The following is a 22,570-nucleotide window of genomic DNA, read 5'->3' as shown; positions in this document are numbered from 1 at the left end:
AATTTAAGCGATTACTAGACAAAAATTAAATACATGGCATTTAATAATTAACTATACTTTAATCTTCTTGTCTAACCTTTCCCATGTGACAGGCAATTACGCCATTTAAGATAATATTTGCCACTTTTTCCCTTTTTTATTTTAAGTTGAATTTTTCTAGGTGCATTTTTATTTAAATTTTTAGCAAAATGTCCTACAATACTATCTGGGGTTTTTAAAAATAATTTTTAATTTCAAATTGATTACCTGAAATTAAAGATTATACTTATTATTTTTATTATTTTTTGAAAGGGTTGATTTATTCCATGAGTATAAATTTAGGAAAAGAAATATGTCGTCGACGACGTGAACAAAAACTGACACAGGAGGATCTCGCCGAATTAAGCGATTTGTCAGTTAACTTTATCTCACGTCTTGAACGTACTAAGAACCAAAACATTAGTATTCAAAAGCTTGATTCAATTGCCAGAGCTTTAAATACAACAACACCTGATATTATCATGAATGCTTACCGCTTCAAAGAAGTTAAGGTTGAAAATCATCAAGATAATACTCCGGTTTTCATTAAGAAAGTTCTTAACGAATTAAGAAAAATGGCTCCTGAAAAGGCTGAACGCGTATGCAAGTCTTTCATTATCTTAGCCAAAGAAATTAATAAAGATTAATTTTTAAAAATCAAAAAAAGACGAAGTAGGATTAATTCCCTACTTCGTCTTTTTTGTTATTCAATTTTAGTTAAAAGCCTCAGTCAACGGTGGAACAACTTGTTTCTTACGCGAAACAACTCCCGGTAAGCTGATTTCTGAATCTGTAACCTTACCAAAAGCCTTTTCAAAAGCTGCTTGAGCTTCATCTGAGCCAATTACAAGAGCAGTTGAATCAGAATCAAGGACATTGGTAATTAACAGCATGAACATGTCGTAGCTATTAGCATCTGATGCTGCCTGCATCGCCTTTAAGAAAGCATCTTTGCGTTCCATTGCTTCTGACAAATCAACAACGTTGATTTGAGCAACCCGAACATTCTTGCCGTTAAGAGCAAAGCTCTTGGCATCTAAATCAATTAAGTCTTCTTCTGACTTAGAAGCAATGTTAGTACCAGCCTTTAATTCATCAAGACCATAAGTCTTGTAATCAACATCAGCTACTTTAGCTAAAGCCTCAACAGCTTCGCGGTCGTCATCAGTAGTAGTTGGTGACTTGAGCAACAAAGTATCGGAAATAATTGCTGACAACATAATTCCGGCGATGTTTTGTGGAATTTCAACACCAAAGTGCTTGTACAATTTCCACATAATTGTACTTGTACAACCAACAGGCTCTGCTAAATAAAACAACGGTGCACTAGTATCAAAATTCATAATCCGGTGGTGGTCAACAACGTGGGTTACTGTCACCTGATCAATGTCAGAAACACTCTGTTGCGGCTCATTGTGGTCAACCAGCATTACCTTATCAACCTCGTTAGCAGCAGTTTTAATTACCCGTGGTGCTTTAAAGCCAAACTTCTTTAAAGCATAGGCAGTTTCATCATTAGGTTCACCAAGCGCTACAGCTTCAGTGTTAAACCCCAACTTGTTTTGCAAGTATGAGTAAGCTATCGCAGTCCCAATTGCATCAGTATCAGGATTTTGGTGACCAAAAACTAACTCTTTTTCCATTAATCTTCCTCTTTCTTCTTTTATAAAATTTATCGTTCTATTCTATTTTAGCTAATAGACGCTATTTATCCAAGAAATTTTTGAATTCAGTCAAAATATTATTGATCCGAGGAACAGCCTTTTTACCTTTACGATAAACTAGCGAAACAGTAAATGATTCAACTTCTTTTAAATGAATTGGTGTCAACTTAATCTCATCTTTGTGAGCTTGGTAATATGCCTCACTGATAAATGTGTCGTAATCAGTTTCTTGAGCAGTCTTAATTAATTGCTCTGTTGATGACAAGCTGATTGGAACAGTTAAACAATCCTTGATATTAGTCTTGTTACTCAGCTTTTTCTTCATTAATTGCGTTAAGTAAAAACCATCTGGATAAGCAACCCATTCACGATGGGCAAAGCGAGAAATTGGATATGACTTTCCTGCGTCAACTGTATCCTTATGCGTTAAGACCGTTAATTGATCTTCATAAACCGTTGTATGCTCATACTGATTCTGCAATTCAGCTTGACTCTTCTTAGTACTATCAGGCCAGAACATAACCGCCATATCAATTAAGTTATTGTCTAAGTTGTACCACAAATTTTTGCGATCATAGTAAGTCACATTAAGAACAATATCAGGATTCTTTTGGTTGAAGCCAACCAAGAATTTCCGCAATACTTCTGAATTAATGCTATCCAAAATACCAATTGAAATTTGACCTTTATCAGCTTGAGTAAACTCTTGAATGCCGCTTACAACCGAATTAATTGTATTTAATAGCTTAATGGCACCTGTCTGGAGTTCTTTACCAGCTTCAGTTAAATAGAGCTTCTTCCCCATTTGACCAAACAGCGGTGTTCCAATCGCATGCTCAATCTTTTTAATTTGCTGCGTCAGCGCTGGCTGTGTAATTCCCAAAATTTGGGCAGCCTGTGTATAATTCATCGTATCAATTAGTTGTAAAAAATAATGTAATGACTTTGTTGAAAGTATTGTATCTGTTTTAGGCATGTAAAAAACTTCCTCTATCTTAGTAAGAATATATTTACATGTATTATCAAATAAAATCACGCTCATGTCAAAGTAAAATTCAAAATATTTTACAAATTTATAAACGATTTTTACAATTTTTATTTATAAATTGTAAGTCTTTCAACTATTTATAGCTTAATGGTTGTCCCAAAATTAGGTCAACAGGCTGACCATCGCTTACTGTATCAATTACAAACGATCCGTTTGAGTAACGATCTCCCAATGGATAATCATTAGTTTGCAACGTTACTTTTCTTTTACTGCTAGAAACAATTATTAAAGTATGATTTTGACCGTAAGATACTAATGCTGAAATTCGATGTGGCTTTGTCTTTAACTCACGTAAAACAAGCACGCCTCGTTTAGCACGCGAAACCTTGTTAATCAGTTTAGCTTTAAATTGCTTAAAGGCACCTCGCTGTGTAATCAAACCAACTTTAATTAAGTCAAGATATTCAGGATCAACTAAGATGTAAGACACGATAAAATCATCATCCTTCAAATTAACTGATTTAACCCCGACAGCTTTAGCTCCAGACGTCGGTATTTCACTTACGTCATAGCGAACAGCATAAGCATCATGCGTGAATAAGACGATTTCTGCCTTTGTATCAGGTTGAACAACATCAACGCGGACCACTTGACTTTCCTGTGACTTCATCTTCATAGCAGCCATTGCTCTTGAACGATATGTTCTAGTCGGTTGTAAATTAGCCAATTCCAGTTGCTTGATATAGCCATCATTGGTAGCTAGCAGGAAGTTAACATTCTTGTCCAATTTGTCAAACGCAAAGACGCGAATTATCTGTTCTTCACTTGGTAAGCCAATTTCTTGCGACAGATGCTGCCCAGTTTCTTTCCATTTTGTTTCAACTAGCTCGTGAACCGGCCGATAAATGACATTCCCACGATTAGTAAACAGATACATGTTAGCTAAGGTTGAAATTGTCTTCTCAAAGACAACGTCATCACCATCAGGTAAACCGTTTTCCGCATCATCACTTGATTGCCATGAACGTAAGGACGAGCGCTTTAAATAGCCATCATGACTAATTAAAACCCGAACTTGTTCATCAGCAACTAATGCTTTTTCATCAATTTGAATTTTGGCAGTAGCAGTAGAAATTTCTGTTCGCCGCGGATTACCAAATTCCCGTTTAACAGCTGATAATTCACGAATAATTTCTTTTTCTAAAACTTTCTTGTCAGATAACAATTGCTGATACTGCTCAACTTTTTTGTTTAAGTCAGTTTGTTCCGCAATTAAAGCATCAACATCGGTATTGGTTAAACGATACAGCTGCAAGGATACAATAGCTTCTGCCTGTCTTGGCGTAAAGTCAAATTCAGCAGTCAGATTTTTCTTAGCATCAGCCTTATTCTTGGATGCCCGAATAACCTTAATCACTTGATCCAGGATGTCCATTGCATGAATTAAGCCTTGAATGATTTCTAAACGGTTTTGTGCCTTATTTAAATCAAACTTGGTTCGTTTGACAACAACGTCCTTTTCATGGTCAAGGTAAGAAGCCAAAATGTGCTTTAAGCCAACTTGAACGGGCGTCATATTATCAATTGCAACCATGTTAAAGTTATAAGAAACCTGTAGCTCAGTGTTCTTGAACAGATAGTTCAAAATATTTTGTGCGTCAGCGTCCTTTTTAAGCTCAACAACAATTGATAAACCATGACGGTCTGTCTCATCACGAACTTCCGCAATCCCGTCAATTTCCTTGTTAAGACGAATTTCATCCATCTTCTTAACCATCAAAGCCTTATTGACGGCAAATGGAATTTCGGTAATTACAATTTCTTGCCGGTGACCACGGATTTCTTGAATTGAGGTCTTAGCTCGTACCTGAATACGGCCGCGTCCAGTCTCATAAGCTTCACGTAATCCCTTTTGGCCCATGACAATTGCACCAGTAGGAAAATCAGGCCCCTGAACATACTTCATTAAGTCATCTAGAGTAGCATCTGGATGCTTTAACAAATATATCGTGGCATCAATCACTTCTGACAGGTTGTGCGGCGGAATATCTGTGGCATATCCCGATGAAATCCCCGTTGAGCCGTTCACTAGCAGGTTAGGAAATCTTGCCGGCAAAACCGTCGGCTCATATTCCGTATCATCAAAATTAAGCACCATGTTGACGGTCTCTTTATCAATGTCCTGCAAGAGCATGTTAGAAATCTTGTTCAGCCGCGATTCTGTGTAACGCATGGCAGCTGGGCCATCACCGTCCATTGAACCATTGTTACCATGCATTTCAACTAACGGCTCACGCATTTTCCAGTCTTGTGATAAGTGAACAAGTGCACCATAAATGGAACTGTCGCCGTGGGGGTGAAAATTACCCATGATATTTCCGACAGCTTTGGCTGCCTTTTTAAACGGCTTATCGTACGTATTGTTATCCTGATACATTGCGTAAAGGATTCTTCTTTGTACCGGTTTTAAGCCATCACGAATATCCGGCAGAGCCCGTTCCTGAATGATGTATTTGGAATATCGTCCAAATCGTTCACCCATGACCTGCTCAAGCGGCATTTCACGAATTCGTTCTTTTATCGCCATTAATTAAAAACCTCTTTACTCATTTTCTTCTTCTAAGATTGACGCGTTTTCGCCCATTCTAAACTTAACGTTCTGTTCAATCCATTTCCGTCTAGCAGCAACCTTATCACCCATCAAAGTCGTAACTCGGCGTTCAGCAAGAGCCGCATCATCAATCTTCACCCGAATTAGCATTCTAGATTCCGGATTCATGGTTGTTTGCCACAATTGCTCGGCGTTCATTTCACCTAAACCTTTGAATCTTTGTAAAGCATAGCCGCGACCCATATTTTTCTCGTCGGTTGCTAATTCCTCATCAGTCCAAGAATACTTAACCTGTGCCTTTTTACCGCGTCCTTTTTGCAGGCGATAAAGAGGTGGCAGAGCAATATAGACCTTGCCCTGTTCAATCATCGGTCGCATGTACCGGTAGAAAAATGTCAGCAGCAAAATTTGAATATGCGCACCATCATCATCGGCGTCCGTCATAATAATGACTTTATCGTAATTAGAATCCTCGGCCTTGAATTCGGCACCAACACCAGCACCAATGGTATAAATCATGGTGTTGATTTCTTCATTTTTAAAGATGTCTTGTAATTTAGCCTTTTGGGTGTTTAAAACCTTGCCCCGCAGCGGCAAAATTGCCTGAAATTTGCGGTCTCGACCCTGTTTAGCAGAACCACCGGCAGAATCACCTTCGACCAAAAATAACTCATTCTTTTTAGGGTTACGTGACTGAGCTGGGGTTAATTTACCGGACAATACTTCTTTCTTGCGGCGTTTTTTACCATTGCGGCTCTCGTTACGCGCTTTTTTAGCTGCTTCACGGGCGTCTCTTGCCCGTTGAGCCTTTTTAACAAGGTCTTGGGCTAACTCACCGTTTTCCATTAAATAGTACGACATCTGCTCATAAACGAGCGTATCAACTACTGAACGAGCCTGAGGTGTTCCTAATTTACCCTTAGTCTGACCTTCAAACTCAAGTAATTCTTCCGGAATTTTGACTGAAAGAACAGCACTGAGACCTTCACGGTAATCTGAGCCATCAATATTTTTATCTTTTTTACCAAGCAAGCCTTGCTTTTTGGCATAATCGTTAAAGGCACGAGTGAAACCACTGCGGGCACCAACTTCATGAGTACCACCATCAGAGGTTCGGACATTATTAACAAATGAAACTAAGTTTTCTGAATAGCTATCGCTGTATTGACCGCTAAACTCAACTTCCATCCCGTCCTGTTTGCCTTCAAAATAAAATACATCATTCAGAGTATCTTTGCCCTCATTCAAATAGGACACAAAGGACTTAATCCCATCATCATACTTGAAGTCATCATGATGCTCTGGCTCACGTTCATCAGTTAAGATAAAACGCACGCCCTTTAGCAAAAAGGCAGACTCACGAATCCGTTCTTGGATAGTTTCGTATTTATACTTAGTAGTTGAAAAGATGGTCTCATCTGGCTTAAAAGTAATGGTTGTGCCGTCTTTTTCCTTGGTTTTACCCAGCGACTTTAAAGTGCCTACTGGATGACCGCCGTTAGCAAATTCTTCCTCATAAGCTTTGCCGTCACGCACAACTCTAACTTTCAGATAACTGGACAGAGCGTTGACAACTGAAGACCCAACACCGTGCAGACCACCTGATGTCTTATAGTTTTGTTCGGTAAACTTACCGCCGGCATGCAAAACAGTCAGGATAACTTCAATCGTTGGTTTTCCTGACTTGTGCATCCCCGTCGGCATTCCCCGACCAAAATCACGCACAGTCACACTATTATCTTGATGAATGGCCACGTCAATTTCTTTACCATAACCAGCCATCGCTTCATCAACTGAATTATCGACAATTTCATAAACCAATTGATTCAAGCCATGAATATCAGTTGACCCAATATACATCCCAGGCCGCTTACGAACCGCTTCTAAACCGTGAAGAATCTGAATTGACGAGTCATCGTAAGAATTTGTTTTTTTATTTGTTTTAGCCAAATAAACTCCTCCAGTTATTAAATCATCTAAAAAGTCACCGCATCTTGCTTAATCTTTGCTAAAATAGCTTTAAGATACTAAGAGAGCGGGATTTAAATGATAAATTTGAAATTATTACTGGTATTTATTCTAGCATACTTAATTGGATCCTTCCCGACGGGGGTAATCATTGGCAAACTATTTTTCCATGAAGACATCCGTAATTATGGCTCGGGAAACATCGGTACCACCAACTCATTTCGGGTTCTGGGACCACTTGCCGGCAGCTTCGTGCTCGTCGTTGATGTCCTTAAGGGGACGCTTGCAACTTGTTTGCCGCGGCTCTTGCATCTGGGGACACCTAAGTATGTCTTATTAATTTGTGGCGGGCTAGCCGTTTTAGGACATACCTTTTCAATCTTCCTTAAATTTAAGGGAGGCAAGGCAGTTGCGACTAGTGCCGGTGTATTCTTGGGGTACAATCTCCAATTCTTTGGCGTTTGCGCGGTAATCTTCCTACCATTAGTCTTTATTACATCGTATGTTAGCCTATCAAGCCTAATTTCGATTACCGCAATTTTTATCGCGACGTTTTTCTTTCACGATATTTTCTTAACCGTAATCGCGGGCGTTATGCTCATTATTCTTTTTACAAGACATCGAGATAACATTAAGCGCCTTGAGCACCATAAAGAGAATATTATTCCCTTTGGGCTACTTTATTGGTATAAGAAACGCCACCACAAATTATAAACTAGAAATAAATACAGCCAGTTAAACCTTAGTTTACTGGCTTTTATATTATAGCTATTCGAACAATTGTTCGCAAGTATTAATTATAATTAAAAAGAGACACTAACGTGTCTCCTTTTTTGCTTAATTTTAATCATGAAAAGCCATGCCAAAACCAGCTGTAAAAGTAGCATCATGAGCTAAATGGTTCATTCCGTATTTGTCTTCCAGCTTACCATTAGTATCACTTCTGTCAGCAATCCCCCACCAGGGCTCAATACATACATAATCGGCTGTTTGCGGATACTGTGACCAAACACCAACAAATGGTGCATCCCGCAACCAAACATTAACATGAAAAGCACTCGTCTCTGTCTTAAGGGATACCTTATTATCGTGCCCTCTCATTTGAAAAATCAGGGCATCATTCTTAAATAAATGATCGCTTAATGTAATCAGACTATTGGTAGAAGCAAGTGAGCGATTATCCCAGTCAAGATATGAACCCTTTAATGGAATTTGCACTCTAGCAACCGAAGGCTTCGTACTAAAGTAGTAATCTTCCTTACTAATCGAATTAGTTGTTGGAATATTAAATCCTGGATGACCACCGATACCAAAAATCATTTCACCAGCGGACTTATTCGTCACACTGAAGTTTTCTTCAAGCAAATTATTCAACAAATTGTAATTGACCCGCAATTCAAACTTAAACGGATAAATCTTCCTTGTTTCTAGGGTATCTTTTAGCAAAAAGGTAATACTCTCAGCGGTCTGCTGCTCAACAATAAATTCCATATCACGAGCAAAGCCATGTTGCGTCATGTGATAAGTCTCACCCTGATAAGTGTACTCATCATTTTTAAGCCGACCAACAATTGGAAACAACACTGGTGCATGACGTCCCCACACATTGGGGTCTGCCTGCCAAAGATATTCATAATCATTGTGCTGGCTCTTAATGCTTTGCAATTCGGCACCTTTGCTTGAAATAACAACCTGTAAAATTGTATTTTTGATAATGTAGTCCATCTTACTCATCATCCCTTGTTAAAGAATAAACTTAGTCAAATCTTTATTTGTTATTATATCACTAAGTTTTTCATTAACATATGCTTCGGTCACGGTAATTTCACCCATTTCCATGTCTGGGCCTTCATACAACACATCTTCTAGTAATTTTTCAAGGATAGTTGCCAATCTTCTTGCCCCGATATTGTCTGTTCCCTGGTTAACATCATAGGCAATTTGCGCAATGCGATCAATGGCTTCTTGTGTAAAGATTAATTTAACACTATCTGCATGCAACAAGGCAACATATTGCTCTAAGAGCGAATCTGCTGGATCTTTTAAAATTTTAACGAAGTCATCTTTAGACAGGGCATTTAGCTCAACTCTAATTGGGAAACGTCCTTGTAATTCAGGAATTAGATCACTCGGCTTAGTTTCTGCAAATGCTCCTGCAGCAATAAACAAAATGTGGTCGGTTGAAACTGGGCCGTATTTGGTCTGCACCGTCGAACCTTCGACGATTGGCAAAATATCACGTTGCACACCTTCACGAGAAACCTCACCGGAGTTTTTCTTATTACCCGAGGTAATTTTGTCAATTTCATCAATAAAAATAATTCCGTTGTTTGTTGTGCGCTCAATTGCCTTTTGGTAAAGGGTATCATAATCAATCAGCTTGTGCGATTCTTCTTGAATTAAGACTTCGCGCGCATCTTTGACCGGTAAAGTTCGCTTAACTTTTTTCTTAGGAACGAGGTCACTCAGCATTGAGCTCATGTCAAGTCCCATTTGGCCCATCATGTCACCCATTGGGTTAACCTTTGGTGCCTGCTCGACTTCAATCGTCACTTCCCGGTTTTCTAACAAGCCCTTATTCAGCTGCTCGGAGACCGTTAACCGTTGATTGCGAATGTCATCTGTGACTTCTTCTTGGTCAGTAGGTTGCTTATCAGTTTGACTACCGCCCATCAACATTGACATCATATCTTGCATTTCCTGCATCTGATTTTGGCGCTTTTCGTGCTTAATCCCAGGAACCAATAACCGCACCAAAGTCTTATTAGCTTCCTTAGCCGCTTGAGCACGCACGCGATCAAATTGATCCTTTTCTTCCATGCGGACAGCTTCATTAACTAAATCTCGCACCATTGACTCAACATCGCGGCCGACATAACCAACCTCGGTAAACTTAGTTGCCTCGACTTTAACAAATGGAGCCTGAACAATTGCAGCAAGCCGCCGAGCAATTTCCGTCTTACCAACACCGGTAGGACCTGCCATCAATAAGTTCTTAGGCGTGATGTCTTCCTGCATTTTCTTTGGCAATTGCATGCGGCGATAGCGGTTATAAAGAGCAATCGCCACTGCCTTTTTTGCCTCATCTTGCCCAATAATGTACTCATTTAGCAAATTAACAATTTGTTTTGGCGTTTTTGTTTCCATGAATTTTTCTCCTAATTAGAGTTCGTCCGTGATAATTTGATTATCAGTAAAAATATCAATTCCTGAAGCAATTTCCACTGCTTCATGAGCAATCTCTTCAGCCGACATCCCTGTTGAATGTCTTGTCAAAGCAATTGCGGCAGCCTGAGCAAAGTTACCACCAGAACCAATTGCAACAACATTTTCGTCTGGTTCCAGAACTTCACCATTTCCAGAAATCAGCAACAAATCCTTTTCATCAAATGCAATCAGCATTGCTTCTAGCTTTTGCAGAGTAGGATCTTTGCGCCATGATTGAGCCATTTCAACGGCAGCACGACGCAAGTCGCCGCCAAAGGCTTCCAGTTTACCTTCCAGCATATCCTGCAAGCTAACTGCATCCGCAACGCCGCCGGCAAAACCGATCACAACGCGGTCATGATAGATCCGCCGGATCTTTTTAGCTGTTGCTTTGGCAATTACCTTTTCGCCTAAAGTAACTTGACCGTCACCAGCAATTGCTGTTTTACCATTAAATTTTACTGAACAAATTGTTGTCATTATTTTGCCTCATCTTTCTGATTATTACGAGTGAAAAATTGCTCGTAATTAGCCTGTAAGTGGCTCATTGTAACGTGGGTATAAATTTGCGTTGTCGACAAGTTTGCATGCCCCAGTAATTCCTGCACACTGCGCAGATCAGCACCGTTGTTAAGCATTGCTGTCGCAAATGAATGGCGCAGCTCATGGGGATGCACCTTGCCGCTGACCCCAGCCTTATTAAATACTTTTTGCATCACATATTCAATTCCACGCGATGTGATTGGCTTACCTTGATTATTTAAAAAGACTGTTTGTGGGTCAGTTTGCTGACCAAGAAGTTGCGGCCGCGAGTCGGTTAGATATTGCTTTAATGCTTTTTCAGTTTGCTCATCAAAAGCGACATAACGGTCCTTATTGCCTTTACCGTGAACTAAAATAACTTTTAAATCCAAGTCTAGCTGCGACAATTTTAACCCACTAACTTCACTAACCCGCATCCCAGTTGTATAAAACAACTCAAACATCGCAAGGTTACGCACCGTTAGTGGATCACTAGCCGTCAATGTCGCAAAGACCTGCTTCATTTCCGGTGCATAGAAAAATTGGGGCAATTTGCGCGTCTTTTTGCGGAGTACAATTGTTTGCGTCGGATTAGTTTTAACTACCTTCCGCCGTGTTAAAAATCGATAAAATGACCGCAAACTGGACATCTTACGAGCCTGTGTCGTTCTAGCTAATTTACGGTCTGCAAGATTTTGTAAAAAAATCTCAATATCACGTTCAGTAATCTTTTGCCAGGACACAAACCCACCATTAGCCTGCCAAAATGCCTTTGCCTCAAGCAAATCAGTTTGGTAAGACTGGATCGTCTTTGAACTATAATGCCGCTCATTTTGCAAATAAGAAATAAAGCTTTGCAATTCTTGATCTTGCGTTGTCATTTAACCCAAGACTTCCTCTTTAAATTTAGCTAAGCTTGCTAAACCACGTTCACTAATTTTTTCGTGGCGCTCACGCTTATTCCGCACCTTTTTACCTTCAAGCCCCGGAATTAGAGCAAAACTAGCATTCATCGGCTGGAAGTGTTTAGCACTAGTGGTAGTTACATAATTAGCCATCGAGCCAAGAGCTGTCACTTTCGGGAAAACAACCGGCTCTTCTGCCAGCGCTCTTCTAGCCGCATTAATTCCAGCAACTAAACCACTGCCGGCACTTTCCACATAACCTTCAACGCCAGTCATTTGTCCAGCAAAGAACAAACCAGGTTGCTTTTTAGCTTCGTAACTAGCAGTTAAAACTTCTGGTGAAGCCATGTAGGTATTACGGTGCATTTTACCATAGCGAACAAAGCGAGCATTGGCTAAACCTGGAATCATTGAAAAGACCCGCTTTTGTTCACCATACTTTAAATGCGTTTGGAAGCCGACAATGTTGTACATTGAGGCAGCCGCATTATCCTGTCTTAATTGAACTACAGCATATGGCGTCTTACCCGTGTGCGGATCTTCCAAACCAACTGGCTTCAGGGGACCAAACAGCATTGTTTTACTTCCCCGTGCGGCCATTACCTCAATTGGCATACAGCCTTCAAAAACGTCGCTGTTTTCAAAGCCGTGCATTTCAGCTGTTTCGGCATTGACTAGTTCTTGGGCAAAGCGATCGTATTCCTCTTTAGTCATTGGACAGTTTAAATAAGCTGCCTCACCGCGGTCATAGCGTGACTTTTTGTAAACGATCTCCTGATCAATCGAATCGGCCGCCACAATTGGTGCCGCTGCATCAAAGAAGTGCAGACTATCTGTTCCAGAGAACTGTTGGATTTTGTCAGCCAAGGTATCACTAGTTAACGGACCAGTAGCAATTACTGTAATTCCATCTTGCGGAATCGTCGTGATTTCTTTATCATGAAAGGTCACATTAGGTAATGAGTGGAGCTTTTGGGTAACATACTCACTAAATTTATCCCGATCAACGGCTAAAGCACCACCAGCTGGAACCTGGGTTTTATCAGCTGCCTCTAAAATAAGCGAATCTAATTGTCGCATTTCTTCTTTCAATAGGCCAACGGCGTTGGACAATTGGTTGGACCGCATTGAGTTGGTGCAGACTAACTCGGCAAAATTACCAGTCTTGTGCGCTGGCGTTAACTTCGTGGGACGCATCTCATATAAGTCAACCTGGATTCCACGCTTGGCTAACTGCCATGTTGCCTCACTGCCGGCAAGCCCTCCACCAACTACTATTACATTTTTAGGCATCTTAAGATATTCCTTTTCTAAAAAATATTTTTTCTAAATACAAGAATATCATCAAACCATACCTGACTTGATGATATTAACTTAAATTTAACTTTCTTTTACAACGCCTTCATCCTTAGGCTCCTCTTTATAATCACCGTTAGGACACAGAACAACTAAACCCTTTTTGTTTTTCTTTTCAACCAAGAAGTGGCCATCATTAGGGCAGTTACGACCAATCGGTTTATCCCATGAGACAAAGTCGCATTCTGGATAACGCGAGCAGCCAAAGAACTTACGGTTACGCTTGGATTTCTTTTCAACAACATCTCCCTTGCCACATTTAGGGCAGGTCACACCAATCTTCTTGACAATTGCCTTAGTGTTACGACAATCAGGGAAGCGTGAGCAAGCATAAAACTTACCATAGCGTCCCATTTTAATGACCATTGGTGCACCGCAGATGTCACAATTAAAACCAGCAGGTTCATCCTTAATCTGGACCTTTTTAATGTCGGCATCCGCCTTATCGAGCTCCTTTTTGAAGGGATGATAATATTCGTCAATGACCTTGACCCAATTTTTCTTGCCTTCCTCAACGCTGTCGAGATCATTTTCTAATTGGGCGGTAAAGTCAACGTTAACAATATCAGGGAAGAACTTTTCAATTAAGTTATCAACGATTTCACCTAACTCCGTCGGTACAATCGCCTTACCCTCGAGTTTGACGTAATAACGACGCTGAATAGTATCAATAGTTGGAGCATAGGTCGAAGGACGACCAACACCGTTTTCTTCAAGTGAATGTACTAGACTAGCTTCGGTATATCTTGCCGGCGGCAAAGTAAAGTGCTGTTTGTTATCCGACTTAGTTAATTTAACTTGGTCACCTTCATTTAAATCTGGTAATTCGGTATTCTTTTCCTGTTGATTATCGTAAACCTTAGTAAATCCGGCAAACTTCATTTTCGAGCCGGTTGTTCTAAAAATAACACCATTTTGCTCAATATCAGCTCTAACTGTGTCATACACAGCCGGCGTCATTTCACTAGCTAAAAACCTGGACCAGATCAGCTTATACAATCGATATTGCTCCGTCGTTAAAACTGACTTAAGTGATTCCGGTGTCCGGTAAATGCTAGTCGGTCTAATTGCCTCATGGGCATCCTGAGCATCTTGAGCATTCTTAAAGTGCCGCTGACCCTTAGCTGCATACTCTTTACCATATTTTTCATTTAAAAACTTGGATGCTTCAACTTGAGCAATCGGCGACGTCCGCTTAGAGTCGGTTCTCATATAAGTAATTAAACCAACTGTTCCCGATTTACCAAGGCTAATTCCTTCATAAAGCTGTTGGGCAATACTCATTGTCCGCCGAGTACGGTAATTGAGGCGTTTATTTGCTTCCTGTTGCATTGTGGAAGTCGTAAATGGCGCAGCTGGTTGCCGGCGACGCTCACGAGCAACAACTTTGCTGACAGCAAACGCCCTTTTCTTATCAATTTTAGCTAAAACTTCCTTAACGGCATCGTTATTTGGTAGTTCCTTCTTTTTGCCATCAACACCCCAAAATTGTGATTTGAATGCTTTGCGATCCTTTTTAAATTCGGCATCAATTGTCCAGTATTCTTCCGGCTTGAAATTCTTGATTTCCTTTTCCCGGTCAATTACCAGTTTTAAGGCAACAGATTGAACACGACCAGCACTCAAGCCTTTTTTAACCTTATCCCATAAAATTGGTGAAAGTGAATAACCAACAATCCGGTCTAAAATACGCCGTGCCTGCTGGGCATTAACCGTGTCCATATCAATTGCACGGGGATGCTTGAAGCTTTCCTTAACTGCATCTTTAGTAACCTCATTGAAGGTTACTCGGTTTTTAGCCGTATCATCAAGATTTAACGCATGAGCTACATGCCAAGCAATTGCTTCTCCTTCACGGTCGGGGTCAGATGCCAGATAAACATCTTTGGCTTTTTTTGCTTCCGACTTTAATTCCTTAATCGTATCGCCTTTACCCCGAATTGAAATATATTTCGGTTTGTAATTATTATCAAAATCAATTCCCATTTGTGATTTTGGCAGATCGCGAATATGCCCCTTAGAAGCAATTACCCGATAATTACGGCCCAAATATTTTTCAATCGTCTTGGCTTTTGCTGGCGATTCTACAATTACTAATGTTTTTTTACGTTTTTTTGGCTTTGACTTAGTAGGCATCAAATGCCTCCTCATTAAAATTCTAATTTTTAAAAATACTATTCTGAGAATAGAATATTTAATGGCTAGTTGTCAAATCTTTCATTTAATTTAAAATCTGTTATCGGGTTAGCTCCCACTGCAATCAACTTATTTGGTCCCACTGATAATGGACTAGTAATCGGTCCGGGGACAGCATAGACATTGCGATTTTCCTGCAGTGCCAAGTTAGCTGTGATTAAGGAGCCCGACTTTTCTTTAGCTTCCGTTACCACAACACTTTCCGCAAGTCCTGCTAGAATACGATTGCGCTCAGGAAAACGAAAAGGGCGTGGCGGTGTATCTGGTAAATATTCACTTAAAATCAGTCCCTTTTGCATGATTTGCTCCTGAACCTGGTGGTTAATCATTGGATAATAGTGATTTAATCCGTTGCCGACAACAGCAATTGTCTTACCATGATTTTGCAAAGTGGCTTGATGCGCCAAGACATCGACGCCTTTAGCCAAGCCGCTGGCAATTACCACATGATTATTAACTAAATTTGGTACAAGTTGCGCTAAAACTCGCTGACTATATGCCGTTGCCTGCCGCGAGCCAACAATTGTCACAATTCTTTTTTGTAATAAAGTAATATCGCCGCGCGCAAACAAAATTAGGGGCGGCTGATATATCTGCCGCAATTGCTCGGGATAATTGTCATCAAAGAAGCTAATTACTTGGCACTGCTTTTTAATTCGCTTAATTACCTTGCCGAATTTTTCGAGCTTAAAGGCCGCCAAGCTAGCTTCTTTAACAGTTGCAGGTAGTGTCATTTGTTTGATTGTTTGTACAGTGACTTGTTCATCGTTCAGTTGACTGGCAACCTGCAGCATCTTGACATAACCAAGTCCCTTTTGTAATTTCAGGCGTAACAAAAAATTTGTTTTTTCCATTAAAAAAGCCTCCTAATTACAAATACGTAAAAAAGGAGGATATATTCTATTTTGTTTTAAAAAAGTCACTAACTGGTGCAAAGGTTTTGCGGTGAATTGGTGTCGGCCCGTATTTTTCTAAAGCAGCAAGATGGGCACTAGTACCGTAACCGGCATTATGCGCAAATTGATATTGTGGGTAAATTTTGCCGTAATCAGTCATCAAACGATCACGAAAGACCTTCGCTACAATCGAGGCTGCCGCAATCGAATTTGACTTGGCATCACCCTTAATTAAGCGCACTTGCGGCAAATCAACAGGAACATTCATTGCATCGACTAATAATGCATCAGGCTTGCAATCAAGCGCCGTAACAGCCTGCGCCATCGCTAAACGGTCCGCCTCATAAATATTAATTTCATCGATTACTTGCGCGCTTTTAACGCCCACAGCAACACTAACTGCTTCTTGCAAAATCTTCGGGTATAATTCCTGCCGCTTTTGCGGACTTAGCTTCTTAGAGTCGTTCACATCAAGCAAATCAAAATTGGCATCAATAATTACTGCGGCCGTGACTACCGGCCCGGCTAGTGGTCCGCGACCAACTTCGTCTACACCAGCCACAATTTGCCCCTTAGCCCAAAATTGCTGCTCATATTGCATTCTGGTTAAAAAAGCAGCCTGTTTTTGCGCTAGCTTTTCCTGGCGGCGATAGTAACTTGCCAATAACTTTTGAACACCCGCGCGCGGATCGGCCTTTAGAGTAGCTAATTCTGCTTCACTAACTTTATCTAAAGGCAGCTGTTTTATTTCTTTAATTGTCATGGGCGGTCCAGCGTAATTCTACCGACCTTACCCTTACGCAAACGCTGCAGTAAGTATAACGAGAAGCGGTCATAGTCGTCCCGCATCCCGTAAATCTCAGTCATTGCTAGCAATAAGTCAGTGTCGTTAATTTGCGTAATTTGATCTTTAGTTGTTCGGGCAAATTTAGCTAAATCAGCCAAATAATATTTGCGTAAATTCTTTAGTAAAAACAGCGCCACATCATCAGCGTGAAAAATGCTGTCCTTAATTGCGCCAAAAGCAGCTAATTTATAACCGACTTCTTGATCGTCAAATTTAGGCCATAAAATTCCCGGTGTATCCAAAATTTGAATATTACTTTGCGTCTTAAGCCAAGTCTGACCTTTGGTTACCCCCGGCTTATTCCCAACAGCAGCCACATTTCGGCCTACTAAACGGTTAATAATCGTTGACTTACCACAGTTAGGGATGCCAGCAAGGGCAATTCTAATCACTGGATTAGAAGCACCCTTGGCCTCGAATTTAGCAACTTTATCAGCCGCGGCTTTTTTAATCATTCGGACCAGCACTTGCATATTGGTATTGTGCAGTGAGTCCATCGCCATGACGAATTTACCCTTTTGCGTAAGCTTCTTTTGCCAAATCTTAGTTAGCACTGGGTCTGCCAAATCCGCCTTATTCAAAATGATTAGGTGTGGTTTATTGCCTACTAACTCCTCAATCATCGGATTTCTTGATGATTGCGGGATGCGCGCATCTAAAACTTCAACTAAAACATCAATTAAGCCCATCTTGTCTTCAAGCTGGTTGCGCGCCTTGTTCATATGTCCCGGATACCACTGAATTGTCGCCATTTTTTTGTCCTCTTTAACACTAAAAAAGCCCCAAATAATGAGGAGCTTGCTTAATACGCCATCTTTTCCTGATACATCTCATAAGCCTGATCAAAAATACTCATACTAGGTAAATAACCCGCATTTAGTTCTAGGTAATCAGATAGCTTTTCGTAATTTTGTTCCTGCTTAGGAAAAGTTTGATCATTCTGAGCATTATTTGCAAACTGTGCGACTTCATCATTTGAGTCACTGTCACGCTGCGTCATCAAATAACGATAAAAACTTTCTCGATAAGCCATTATTACTCCGTATAGTACAAAATTGCATAAGCACCAAGTCCAGCATGTGTTGCGATTACTGGGCTGGTCTCGCGCACTAGCACATCAATTTTAGAATTAATTTTCTTGATTTTTTGTGCAAAATCCTTTAATTCTTGCGGCACACCATCGAGTGAAACGTAAGAAATACCAACTTCCTTGATTTTATCCTTGTTTGCCTCAATATCGGCTAAAACCCGATTATCAAAAGCTAATGAGAATTTCTTGCCGCGACCTTTTTTAGCCACTTTTAAATGACCGCCCGGCATTTGCAGCTCAATGCGAATGTTCAGTAAAGTAGCAATTTTACCAGAAACAGCTCCTAGTCGTCCACCCTTAATGATATTTTCTAAATTAACAATCATCATGCGCAAGCGCTGCGTCTTTTTAATTTGCTCTAGGTGCGCCAAGATTTCTTGAACACTTTGCTCTTTAAGAGCACCGCGAGCAGCTTCTAAAACTTGCAGTCCTTCAGCTCGATCGGTCAATTGAGAATCTACAATACTTACTTGGTTGGCTTTACCCGCAATTTTAACGGCCTGCCTTGCCGCATCAACTGTGCCACTTAAGCCTTTACCCAAAAAGATACCAATAACGTTACTACCATCAGCAGTTAGCTCATTGATTGTATCAACTAGCCGACCAATTGGCGGCTGGCTAGTCTTAGGTAATTCTTTTGATGTCGTCATTTTTTCGACAAACTCTTGCCGTGTAATGTCTACGCCATCAACATATGTCTGATCATCAATCGTCACCAGTAGTGGGATAATTGTGATATGATATTTTTCGATTTCTTCTGGCGTTAATTGCGCCGAAGAATCCGTCATGATTTTTATCTCTGACAACGTATTTGCCCTCAATTCTAATTCGCGTTACATTTTATGATAAAATGTGAACAATATCAATACTTGCATTATAGCAAAAAAACCTAGTGTAGAAGAAAATGATTGGACTATTTTGATAATGGAATTTAAAAAACTTTGGCAAGAGCCAACTACAAGATCAAAAACATATTACATTTTAGACAATATTTTTAGTGCCATTACCCACGGAATTGGCTTTGGCCTAGCCGTTGCTGGCCTAGTATTGCTAGTCGTTAAAGCTGCCGCTACTGGAAATGCATTACGCATCGTAACCTTTAGTATTTATGGTGCTTGTTTGGTCTTTTTATATCTATTTTCAACGCTATTTCATAGCCTGATCTTTACCCGGGCCCGCAATGTTTTTCAAATTTTTGATCACACATCAATTTTTTTATTAATTGCTGGATCATACACGCCGTATTCACTTGTGGCTATCGGCGGTACATGGGGTTGGGTTTTATTTAGCCTAATCTGGGCACTGACCATTTTTGGCATTATTTACTATATCTTTAACCGTGGTAAGCACACAATCCTTGACACCGTTTTGTACGTTGGCATGGGTTGGCTTGTGATTTTTTCGGGGCAATCACTTTATGTTCGCCTCAGTCCTGTCGGCTTTTGGTTGCTTGTCGGCGGCGGTGTTGCGTATACTATTGGCGCCTTACTGTACACCATGCGCGGCATTCCCTTCATCCATGTCATTTGGCACTTATTTGTGATGCTGGGATCGGGCTTAATGTACTTTTCAGTTCTGCTATACGTTTAATTATTTGCCAAAAAGGCAGTAACTGCATCCGTCGTGTTTTCAAGTTCGCCAGCAATGATCTTCTGCTTAATTTCGGTCAATAAATTACCTAGTTGTGGTCCCGGAGCAATTCCAGCATTAATTAAAAACCGGCCGTCAATTGCCAGTTCAGCTGTCGACTTAATCGGCAGAGCAACATAGCGATCAACTAAAGCCTCGGAATTAACCGGCTGGCCCAAGATACGAGCGACATCAATTGCGTTTAGCAGAATATCTTTTCCTGCTTCAAAAAGTTCAAAATCAGTTGGCGTCCGTTCTGAAAGTAAATCAAAGACTGCAACCACTTTTTCAACTTCGTTAGTCATGGCGTTAGAATTTTTCCAATCGCGCATAAATTTAGCAATTTGCTCGTTAGGGATCTTAAGCAAAATAATAATAATGGCCCACAAGCTAGTTTCGATATCTGGATTAAACTTCAAGCTTGGGTAAACCGTCAACAATTCGCTTTTACCACCAAAATCTGGCACGTCTTCGCTTAATTGCGTATCTAAAAAGACCTGAAAAGCTTGGCGTGAATGCGGGCCAATCCCCATCTTAACAAACTCATCACGAATCCGTTCTACCGAAATCTTTTGCAAGAGCTGGTGGTTATCCTTAACCGCCTGCTCTGTTTTTGTTTCTAAACTAAATTGTAATTGACTCATAAAGCGGACTGCACGCATCATACGTAAAGCATCCTCGTTAAAGCGCTTTTCCGGATCACCAACAGCCCGAATAATATGCTTTTGTAAATCACCAAGACCATCAAACAAATCAATAATTTCACCACTCGTGTTCATCGCCAGTGCATTTATTGTAAAGTCACGTCGCTTAAGATCTTCACTTAAATTCTGTACAAAAGTCACATGATCGGGACGACGATAATCTTGGTAGCCAGACTCGGTTCTAAAAGTTGTAATTTCATAACTGCCATCATTATAGAGGACCGTTACGGTTCCGTGTTTAATCCCGGTATCAATCGATCGACTAAATAGTTTTTTAACTTCCTCTGGATAAGCACTGGTGGCAATATCGATGTCATGGATGTGCCGGCCCAGTATCAAGTCACGGACCGAGCCACCAACGAAGTATGCCTCAAAGCCTGCTTGTTCCAGTGTCTTAAGGACAGGAAGTGCCGCGGTAAAAATCGCGGGTAATTCATTTATTTTCATCATTAATTAATCAACTCATCTATTTATTTTTAATTTTTGTTAGTAAATTAGCACTATTATTTTAATTAATTTTCCAATAGCGTCTAAATCTTATTATAGCCTATTTACAAGTAGAACACGAACCCACTTGTATTATCTCGAAAAATTGCCAAAGAAAAAAGGCCACATCATGGTCTTTTTTACCAAAAAAATTAGTTAATTAGACAATTGATTATACAATTCCTGCATTTCGCCATCCTCTGGTTCTAGCTTTAAATAGCGCTCTAAGAGCTGCAGAACAATTTCGGTAGCATTAGCCTCGGTGTTGAAGAAACGAATCATTTGCTTCAAAAAAGCGGAATTACTTTGAAATTCTGGATATGCCAGCAAGAACTCACTCTTGGCCTTATCACTATTATCCAAATTTTCATAAGATAGCGCTATATTCCAGTGGGCTTGTGGTTCCAAATCACTTTCATCGAGTTGGGCAAACAATTGCAGGTTGGCCTCATTTTTACCTTCATGCAAATAAAGATTAGACAATTGCAGCCGTAAATCGTTATTTTCTGGCTCAACTTTTAAACCGCGAGTTAGTAAACCCTCAGCTGTCTTTAAGTCGTTCAACTTAGCAGCCGCACGTGCACCCTTAGAATATAATACTGGGTCAAGTTCATTATAGGCTAGTCCTGCTTGGCTTGACCGCAAAACCTGCTCATTATCATTTTTGTGCTCATAAGCTGTAGCTAGAAGCGGGTATGCATTCACATAGTCCGGACTTTGATTGATAACGTCATTCAAATAAGTAATCGCCTGATCGTCCTTATTAACATTGAGCATAATCAGTGCAGCTTGATATTTACTATCAATATCCAAAATATCACCGCTATGGTCTTCGATTACCTTGCTAGCTTCTTCATAGCGGCCTAATTTTGCCAATGTCTGGTACAAGCGATCAATCAGGTTGACCTCGCTAAAGTTTTTGTGGCGCGTTAATAAATCTTGATATAAGGCTAGAGCTTGCTCATTATGACCGCTCAAGTAGTCTAATTCGGCTAAACCAAACTTAACGATATCTTCATCAGGTGCCAATTTGGCAGCCTTCATCAGCTTACTATGGGCCGTCTCAAGCAAACCGTTAGTTTGATAATAATCCGCTTGAACTAACAGACTGTCAAGGTAGGCCGAAGAATCCTCTTTAATGTTATACAACAATGACAGGCCATCATCGTCTGCGCCATCATTCAGTAAAATTTCTGCTAAGTAAACCTTAAATAAGTCTTCTTTAGGAAATTGGGCAATTAGGCTGCGATAAACTTCTTTTGATAAGTTAGTAAAACCTAAGCCGGTTAAATTTTCGGCTAAAGATGCCAATACTTCTGGTTCATCATTATCCAAGGCCTTTTTTAATAAGTCTTTTTCCTGCGAAAAATCTTGTTTTTCAATTGCGTCAAGTAATTGTTCAGAATACATTTAGTCCCTCCATTACCTTAATTATGACATAAAATTAGCTTAACAAGAAACATCCTGAATTATTTATGCTCAC

General features: G+C 40.2%; 20 protein-coding genes. 3 read left to right on the top strand and 17 right to left on the bottom strand.

Annotated features, from left to right (window positions below; all coding sequences use genetic code 11):
* The first annotated feature begins 305 nt into the window (after positions 1–305).
* On the top strand, positions 306–665 hold the full coding sequence (locus tag PT287_RS03825) for a helix-turn-helix transcriptional regulator (RefSeq protein WP_277132737.1): 360 nt from the start codon (positions 306–308) through the stop codon (positions 663–665).
* A gap of 66 nt (positions 666–731) precedes the next feature.
* Here the strand turns inward: PT287_RS03825 and PT287_RS03820 are convergent, their stop codons facing one another.
* From PT287_RS03820 to parE, 4 genes are all read right to left on the bottom strand, one after another.
* Positions 732–1,661 carry a manganese-dependent inorganic pyrophosphatase gene (locus PT287_RS03820; protein WP_277132735.1) on the bottom strand — a complete coding sequence of 310 codons (930 nt, stop codon included), beginning with the start codon at positions 1,659–1,661 and terminating at the stop codon, positions 732–734.
* A gap of 61 nt (positions 1,662–1,722) precedes the next feature.
* Entirely contained in the window at positions 1,723–2,658 is a 936-nt protein-coding gene (locus PT287_RS03815) for a LysR family transcriptional regulator (RefSeq protein ID WP_277132733.1), read from the bottom strand.
* Positions 2,659–2,803: 145 nt separating this feature from the next.
* Positions 2,804–5,257 (bottom strand): DNA topoisomerase IV subunit A, encoded by a 2,454-nt coding sequence (parC, locus tag PT287_RS03810; protein ID WP_277132731.1) that lies wholly within the window; start codon positions 5,255–5,257, stop codon positions 2,804–2,806.
* A 15-nt stretch (positions 5,258–5,272) separates the two neighbouring features.
* Positions 5,273–7,231 (bottom strand): DNA topoisomerase IV subunit B, encoded by a 1,959-nt coding sequence (gene parE / locus PT287_RS03805; protein WP_277132730.1) that lies wholly within the window; start codon positions 7,229–7,231, stop codon positions 5,273–5,275.
* A gap of 96 nt (positions 7,232–7,327) precedes the next feature.
* Here parE and plsY point away from each other — a divergent pair, with 96 nt between their 5' ends.
* Positions 7,328–7,963, top strand: coding sequence for a glycerol-3-phosphate 1-O-acyltransferase PlsY (gene plsY, locus PT287_RS03800; RefSeq protein ID WP_277132729.1), 636 nt, complete (start codon positions 7,328–7,330; stop codon positions 7,961–7,963).
* Positions 7,964–8,092: 129 nt separating this feature from the next.
* Here the strand turns inward: plsY and PT287_RS03795 are convergent, their stop codons facing one another.
* From PT287_RS03795 to PT287_RS03745, 11 genes are all read right to left on the bottom strand, one after another.
* Positions 8,093–8,974 carry an aldose 1-epimerase family protein gene (locus PT287_RS03795; protein ID WP_277132727.1) on the bottom strand — a complete coding sequence of 294 codons (882 nt, stop codon included), beginning with the start codon at positions 8,972–8,974 and terminating at the stop codon, positions 8,093–8,095.
* Positions 8,975–8,992: 18 nt separating this feature from the next.
* Positions 8,993–10,396, bottom strand: a complete 1,404-nt coding sequence (gene hslU, locus PT287_RS03790; RefSeq protein ID WP_277132725.1) for an ATP-dependent protease ATPase subunit HslU — start codon at positions 10,394–10,396, stop codon at positions 8,993–8,995.
* 15 nt (positions 10,397–10,411) lie between these two features.
* Positions 10,412–10,936 (bottom strand): HslU--HslV peptidase proteolytic subunit, encoded by a 525-nt coding sequence (gene hslV, locus PT287_RS03785; RefSeq protein ID WP_277132724.1) that lies wholly within the window; start codon positions 10,934–10,936, stop codon positions 10,412–10,414.
* Positions 10,936–11,859, bottom strand: a complete 924-nt coding sequence (xerC, locus tag PT287_RS03780) for a tyrosine recombinase XerC (RefSeq protein ID WP_277132722.1) — start codon at positions 11,857–11,859, stop codon at positions 10,936–10,938. The genes hslV and xerC overlap by 1 nt, the downstream gene beginning before the upstream one ends.
* Entirely contained in the window at positions 11,860–13,176 is a 1,317-nt protein-coding gene (gene trmFO / locus PT287_RS03775; protein WP_277132720.1) for a methylenetetrahydrofolate--tRNA-(uracil(54)-C(5))-methyltransferase (FADH(2)-oxidizing) TrmFO, read from the bottom strand.
* Positions 13,177–13,263: 87 nt separating this feature from the next.
* On the bottom strand, positions 13,264–15,375 hold the full coding sequence (topA, locus tag PT287_RS03770; protein ID WP_277132718.1) for a type I DNA topoisomerase: 2,112 nt from the start codon (positions 15,373–15,375) through the stop codon (positions 13,264–13,266).
* A 65-nt stretch (positions 15,376–15,440) separates the two neighbouring features.
* Positions 15,441–16,289 (bottom strand): DNA-processing protein DprA, encoded by an 849-nt coding sequence (dprA, locus tag PT287_RS03765; RefSeq protein ID WP_277132717.1) that lies wholly within the window; start codon positions 16,287–16,289, stop codon positions 15,441–15,443.
* Between the two features lie 46 nt (positions 16,290–16,335).
* Positions 16,336–17,094: a ribonuclease HII gene (locus PT287_RS03760; protein WP_277132715.1), complete on the bottom strand. Its 759-nt coding sequence runs from the start codon at positions 17,092–17,094 to the stop codon at positions 16,336–16,338.
* Complete coding sequence (gene ylqF, locus PT287_RS03755) at positions 17,091–17,930, bottom strand: ribosome biogenesis GTPase YlqF (protein ID WP_277132713.1); 840 nt, start codon at positions 17,928–17,930, stop codon at positions 17,091–17,093. Before ylqF ends, PT287_RS03760 begins: the two co-directional genes overlap by 4 nt.
* A gap of 50 nt (positions 17,931–17,980) precedes the next feature.
* On the bottom strand, positions 17,981–18,211 hold the full coding sequence (locus PT287_RS03750; protein WP_277132711.1) for a YozE family protein: 231 nt from the start codon (positions 18,209–18,211) through the stop codon (positions 17,981–17,983).
* A 2-nt stretch (positions 18,212–18,213) separates the two neighbouring features.
* Positions 18,214–19,074: a DegV family protein gene (locus tag PT287_RS03745; RefSeq protein ID WP_277132709.1), complete on the bottom strand. Its 861-nt coding sequence runs from the start codon at positions 19,072–19,074 to the stop codon at positions 18,214–18,216.
* Positions 19,075–19,192: 118 nt separating this feature from the next.
* Between PT287_RS03745 and PT287_RS03740 the strand changes: the two genes are divergently transcribed.
* The gene (locus PT287_RS03740) at positions 19,193–19,858 is read left to right on the top strand and encodes a hemolysin III family protein (protein WP_277132708.1); all 666 of its coding nucleotides are present in this window, start codon (positions 19,193–19,195) and stop codon (positions 19,856–19,858) included.
* Here the strand turns inward: PT287_RS03740 and PT287_RS03735 are convergent.
* Together PT287_RS03735 and PT287_RS03730 are read right to left on the bottom strand one after the other, a co-directional pair.
* The gene (locus tag PT287_RS03735) at positions 19,855–21,051 is read right to left on the bottom strand and encodes a CCA tRNA nucleotidyltransferase (protein WP_277132707.1); all 1,197 of its coding nucleotides are present in this window, start codon (positions 21,049–21,051) and stop codon (positions 19,855–19,857) included. The two genes, PT287_RS03740 and PT287_RS03735, sit on opposite strands and share 4 nt — an antisense overlap.
* Positions 21,052–21,243: 192 nt before the next feature.
* The gene (locus PT287_RS03730) at positions 21,244–22,497 is read right to left on the bottom strand and encodes a tetratricopeptide repeat protein (protein WP_277132706.1); all 1,254 of its coding nucleotides are present in this window, start codon (positions 22,495–22,497) and stop codon (positions 21,244–21,246) included.
* Positions 22,498–22,570 lie beyond the last annotated feature (73 nt).

Source organism: Lactobacillus sp. ESL0679 (genome assembly GCF_029433515.1).
Lineage (GTDB): Bacteria > Bacillota > Bacilli > Lactobacillales > Lactobacillaceae > Lactobacillus.
This window is presented reverse-complemented; position numbering and strand designations above follow the sequence as displayed.

Coding starts and splice junctions, on each gene's coding strand:
- PT287_RS03825 (WP_277132737.1), top strand. CDS start 306: ATGAGTATAAATTTAGGAAAAGAAATATGTCGTCGACGACGTGAACAA.
- PT287_RS03820 (WP_277132735.1), bottom strand. CDS start 1,661: ATGGAAAAAGAGTTAGTTTTTGGTCACCAAAATCCTGATACTGATGCA.
- PT287_RS03815 (WP_277132733.1), bottom strand. CDS start 2,658: ATGCCTAAAACAGATACAATACTTTCAACAAAGTCATTACATTATTTT.
- parC (WP_277132731.1), bottom strand. CDS start 5,257: ATGGCGATAAAAGAACGAATTCGTGAAATGCCGCTTGAGCAGGTCATG.
- plsY (WP_277132729.1), top strand. CDS start 7,328: ATGATAAATTTGAAATTATTACTGGTATTTATTCTAGCATACTTAATT.
- PT287_RS03795 (WP_277132727.1), bottom strand. CDS start 8,974: ATGGACTACATTATCAAAAATACAATTTTACAGGTTGTTATTTCAAGC.
- hslU (WP_277132725.1), bottom strand. CDS start 10,396: ATGGAAACAAAAACGCCAAAACAAATTGTTAATTTGCTAAATGAGTAC.
- hslV (WP_277132724.1), bottom strand. CDS start 10,936: ATGACAACAATTTGTTCAGTAAAATTTAATGGTAAAACAGCAATTGCT.
- xerC (WP_277132722.1), bottom strand. CDS start 11,859: ATGACAACGCAAGATCAAGAATTGCAAAGCTTTATTTCTTATTTGCAA.
- trmFO (WP_277132720.1), bottom strand. CDS start 13,176: ATGCCTAAAAATGTAATAGTAGTTGGTGGAGGGCTTGCCGGCAGTGAG.
- topA (WP_277132718.1), bottom strand. CDS start 15,375: ATGCCTACTAAGTCAAAGCCAAAAAAACGTAAAAAAACATTAGTAATT.
- dprA (WP_277132717.1), bottom strand. CDS start 16,289: ATGGAAAAAACAAATTTTTTGTTACGCCTGAAATTACAAAAGGGACTT.
- PT287_RS03760 (WP_277132715.1), bottom strand. CDS start 17,094: ATGACAATTAAAGAAATAAAACAGCTGCCTTTAGATAAAGTTAGTGAA.
- ylqF (WP_277132713.1), bottom strand. CDS start 17,930: ATGGCGACAATTCAGTGGTATCCGGGACATATGAACAAGGCGCGCAAC.
- PT287_RS03750 (WP_277132711.1), bottom strand. CDS start 18,211: ATGGCTTATCGAGAAAGTTTTTATCGTTATTTGATGACGCAGCGTGAC.
- PT287_RS03740 (WP_277132708.1), top strand. CDS start 19,193: ATGGAATTTAAAAAACTTTGGCAAGAGCCAACTACAAGATCAAAAACA.
- PT287_RS03735 (WP_277132707.1), bottom strand. CDS start 21,051: ATGATGAAAATAAATGAATTACCCGCGATTTTTACCGCGGCACTTCCT.
- PT287_RS03730 (WP_277132706.1), bottom strand. CDS start 22,497: ATGTATTCTGAACAATTACTTGACGCAATTGAAAAACAAGATTTTTCG.